Raw genomic sequence first — 4392 nt, forward strand, 5'->3', positions numbered from 1 at the left:
GTTCTCGGGCACGGCTGTCGCGCGGGCGTCGGCCCAAGGGGTGCGGGGTGCGAGTCCGGGGGGCGGACCGCGCCGCCCGGGCTGCGCTGACCAGTGCGCCCTCGGGCGGTGCGGTCCCGGTTGCGGACGCGGGGCGCGGGAAGGGGTCCTGGTTGCTTCCCGCACCGGCCGGTCCGCCGGCAGTTGGCCGCGGGGCGACCTCGGTGGCCGGGCTCCGGGGTCTCGTCCCGACTCCTCCCCAGCGGACCGCATCCGAAACCGGATGGAACCTTGCGTTTTGTCCGGTTCGTCGGCATGGGAGGTTCGAGTCGAACGGGCCCGCGGCCGGACTGGCCGCGCCCTCGCCGGGTAGCGTCATCCCTGACGGCCGCGGCGGGACCCGCGGCGTACCGCCGGGCACGGCGGGTTCGGCGGGTTCGGCAGTGGAGCGGTGGTAGCGAGGATGGCGCGGGGCGGAAAGGCCTTCAAGGCCGTGGCCAAGGGCATGGCCGTGGTGGCGAGCGCGGCCGCCGTGATCGAACGGCGCCGGCGGGCCGCGATGGCGGCCGACCCGCACGAGCCGGCCCTCCCGGGGTCGGCCGCCGGGAACGTTCCGGCGCTCGTGGACGGGCACGTCCCGGCACTTGTCCCGGCACTCGTCGAGGCGCCCGGGCCGGTCCCGGTCCCGCGGGCCGACCCGGCCCCGGCGGCCGAGGCGGTCCCGCCGTCCGCCGCGGCGGCCCCGGTCACCGCGCCCGCGCCGGTCGCGCACACCGGGTTCGGGCGGGAGTACCACCCCGGCCGCCCGGCCACCCCCGCCGAGGCGGTGCCGTGGGGACTGCGGGTGGCCGCGGAGTCGACCTGGCGGCTGCTGCTGCTCGGAGCCGCGCTCTACGTCGTCTTCTACGTGGTCGACATGCTGCGGCTGGTCGCCTTCTCGGTGCTGGCCTCGCTGCTGATCACCGCGCTGCTGGAGCCCTCGGTCTCCTGGCTGCGCCGGCGCGGGGTGCCGCGCTCGCTGGCGGCGGGCGGGGTGTTCCTCAGCGGTCTCGCCGGGATCGGACTGGTCGGCTGGTTCGTGGTCTGGCAGGTGTCGACCAACCTCTCGGACGTCACCACCCAGGTGAAGACCGGCGTCAACCAGATGCGGGACTGGCTGGTCACCGGGCCGCTGCACCTGACCCAGCAGCAGATCACCGACTTCGCCAACCAGATCACCAAGGCCATCACCACCAACACCGATCAGCTCACCTCGGCCTCGATCACCGGCGCGCAGATCGCCGTCGAGGTGCTGACCGCACTGCTGATGACCTTCTTCACCACCTTCTTCTTCCTCTACGACGGGGCGAAGATCTGGAACTGGGCGCTGCGCGGGCTGCCGCGGCACTCCCGCTTCGCGATGGCCGGGGCCGGCCCGAAGGCGTGGGCGACGCTCACCGCCTACGTGCGCGGCACGGTCTGCGTGGCCTTCATCGACGCGCTCTGCATCGGCATCGGCGTCGATCTGCTGGGCGTGCCGCTGGCCCTGCCGCTGGCCGTGATCATCTTCCTGGGCGCCTTCGTCCCGCTGGTCGGCGCACTGGTCACCGGCACCGTCGCGGTGCTGATCGCGCTGGTCACCCAGGGGCCGTGGACGGCGCTGATGGTGCTGGTGGTGCTGGTGGTGGTGATGCAGGTGGAGAGTCACATCCTCCAGCCGCTGATCCTCGGCCGGGCCGTAAGGGTCCACCCGCTCGGCGTGGTGCTCGGCGTCGCGGCCGGCGGCATCATCGGGGGCATCGGCGGCGCGGTGGTCGCCGTCCCGCTGATCGCCGTCACCAACACCGTGGTCACCCACCTGCGCCGGCGCAACGAGGCCGGCCAGGCCGTCTTCACCGCGCTCGAAGCCGCCCGCGAGGCCGCCGAACGGACGGCCGGACAGGCCGCCGGGCGCAGCGCCGAGCGCACCGCGGCCACCGGTTCCGCCGCGCCGGCCGCGCCCGCCACCGACTGACCCTCCGCCGTGCCGGACTGCCGGTGGGGAGAACGACGACGGGCCCTCCCGGACATGGTGTCCGGGAGGGCCCGTCGGGGTGCCGGGTGCGTCAGGCGGTGACGGCGGCGAGGGCGGCCTCGGAGTCGAGGACGCCGGCCACGGCCTGCAGGACGGCGGCGATCTTCATCGAGGCCTGGACGACCTCGCGCTCGACGCCGGCCTTGCGCAGCACGGCCTCGTGCGAGTCGAGGCACTGGCCGCAGCCGTTGATGGCGGAGACCGCGAAGCACCAGAGCTCGAAGTCGACCTTCTCGACGCCCGGGGTGCCGATGATGTTCATCCGCAGACCGGCCCGCATCGTGCTGTACTCCTTGTCGGAGAGCAGGTGCAGCGTCCGGTAGTAGACGTTGTTCATCCCCATGATCGCGGCCGCGCCCTTGGCGGCGGTGTACGCCTCCGGGGACAGGTTGGCCTTGGCCTCGGGCTCCAGCTCGCGCAGCAGGCCGGGGCTGCGGGTGGCCATCGCGCAGGACAGCACGGTGCCCCAGAGCTGCTGGGCGGGGAGGTCGGAGTTGCCGATGACCGAGCCCAGGTTGAGCTTGAGGTCCTTGGCGTAGTCCGGGAGGGCGGCCTTCAGGTCGTCGAGAGCCATGGGTCAGCCCGCCAGCAGGGCCTGGGCGTCGAGGGTGTCCTCGCCCTTGTTCCAGTTGCACGGGCACAGCTCGTCGGTCTGCAGGGCGTCCAGCACCCGCAGGACCTCCTTGGGGTTACGGCCGACGGAGCCGGCGGTGACCATGACGAACTGGATCTCGTTGTTCGGGTCGACGATGAAGACGGCGCGCTGGGCGGTGCCGTCCTCGCCCTCGACGCCGCAGGCGCGCATCAGGTCGTGCTTGATGTCGGCCAGCATCGGGAAGGGCAGGTCGCGCAGGTCCTTGTGGTCCTTGCGCCAGGCGTGGTGCACGAACTCGGAGTCGCCGGAGACGCCGAGGACCTGGGCGTCGCGGTCGGCGAACTCGTCGTTCAGCTTGCCGAACGCGGCGATCTCGGTCGGGCAGACGAAGGTGAAGTCCATCGGCCAGAAGAAGACGATCTTCCACTTGCCCTCGTAGGACTTGTGGTTGATATCGGCGAAGGCGCTCGCGGCGTCCAGGTCGACACAGGCCTTGAGGTCGAACTCGGGGAACTTGTCACCGATCGTGAGCACGTTCGCTTCTCCTGAAGTGAGATGAGGGGAGCTTGTCCGGAATCCGGACACCACTCACAGTTCCACATCGTGGACTGATCAGGGAAATAGCTACACTGGATGTGTCTGATCGGAGATTGTTATCAGTACTGAATCCCCCACGTCGCGGCCGGGTCCCCGCCGGAACGGCGGCTCCAAGGGTGACCCGACTGTGGCGAGTGCCACAGTCCGCAGCCCGCGCACTCCGACCGTCGCCCAGTTGCGCGCCTTCGTCGCGGTGGCCGAGCACCGGCACTTCCGGGAGGCCGCCGCCGCCACCGGGACCAGCCAGCCCGCGCTGTCCGGGGCGGTCGCGGCGCTGGAGGAGTCGCTGGGCGCACAGCTGGTCGAGCGTACGACGCGCAAGGTGATCGTCACCCCACTGGGGGAGCGTGTGCACCAGCACGCGCGCCGGGTGCTCGCCTCGCTGCAGGCCCTCACCGAGGAGGTCGAGGCCGCCCGCCGTCCGTTCACCGGGCCGCTGCACCTGGGTGTCATCCCGACCGTCGCGCCCTACCTGCTGCCCACCGTGCTGCGGCTGGTCCGCGACGGCTTCCCGGACCTGGAGCTGCACGTCCACGAGGAGCGCACCCCCTCGCTGCTGGAGGGCCTGGCCGCCGGGCGGCTGGACGTCCTGCTGCTCGCGCTGCCGGCCGGCGGGGCCTCGCCGACCAAGGACATCCCGCTGTTCGACGAGGACTTCGTCCTGCTCACCCCACCCGGCCACCCGCTCGCCGGGCGGATCGACGTGCCGCGCGACGTGCTGCTCGACCTGGAGGTGCTGCTGCTGGAGGAGGGCCACTGCCTGCGCGACCAGGCGCTGGACATCTGCCGCGAGGTCGGCGCCGACCCGGCGGGCTCGACCACCCGCGCGGCCGGCCTGTCCACCCTGGTCCAGCTGGTCGCCGGCGGCCTCGGGGTGACCCTGCTGCCCGCCACCGCGCTGGACGTCGAGGCCGGGCGCACCGACCGGCTGGCCGCCGTCCGCTTCGCCGCGCCGCAGCCCGGCCGCAGGATCGGGCTGGCCGTCCGGCCGGGCTCGGCCCGCAACGCCGAGTACGAGCGCTTCGCGGCCGCGCTGCGCGAGGTGCTGGTCGAGCTGCCGGTCCGGATCGTTTCCTAGTGCCGCATCAGGCAACGTTCGCCCCGTCGAAGTGCCGCCCGGCTGCCGCGCCGGGCGGCACCGAGCAAGCGGTCTCACCGAAACCCTTGC

The 4392-nt window shown here is 72.7% G+C and carries 4 protein-coding genes; 2 read left to right on the forward strand and 2 right to left on the reverse strand.

Features of this window, described 5'->3' with window-relative positions:
• Positions 1-442: 442 nt before the first annotated feature.
• On the forward strand, positions 443-1972 hold the full coding sequence (locus ACFWJ4_RS40890; RefSeq protein ID WP_380554361.1) for an AI-2E family transporter: 1530 nt from the start codon (positions 443-445) through the stop codon (positions 1970-1972).
• Between the two features lie 91 nt (positions 1973-2063).
• Here ACFWJ4_RS40890 and ACFWJ4_RS40895 read toward each other — a convergent pair whose 3' ends face one another.
• Positions 2064-2606, reverse strand: a complete 543-nt coding sequence (locus tag ACFWJ4_RS40895) for an alkyl hydroperoxide reductase (protein ID WP_121174332.1) — start codon at positions 2604-2606, stop codon at positions 2064-2066.
• A 3-nt stretch (positions 2607-2609) separates the two neighbouring features.
• Positions 2610-3161 (reverse strand): peroxiredoxin, encoded by a 552-nt coding sequence (locus ACFWJ4_RS40900; protein WP_359899505.1) that lies wholly within the window; start codon positions 3159-3161, stop codon positions 2610-2612.
• Positions 3162-3351: 190 nt separating this feature from the next.
• Here ACFWJ4_RS40900 and ACFWJ4_RS40905 point away from each other — a divergent pair, with 190 nt between their 5' ends.
• On the forward strand, positions 3352-4302 hold the full coding sequence (locus ACFWJ4_RS40905) for a LysR substrate-binding domain-containing protein (RefSeq protein WP_380554364.1): 951 nt from the start codon (positions 3352-3354) through the stop codon (positions 4300-4302).
• Positions 4303-4392: the final 90 nt, after the last annotated feature.

Source organism: Kitasatospora sp. NPDC127067, assembly GCF_042724755.1.
GTDB classification, from domain to species: Bacteria; Actinomycetota; Actinomycetes; order Streptomycetales; family Streptomycetaceae; genus Kitasatospora; species Kitasatospora lactacystinica.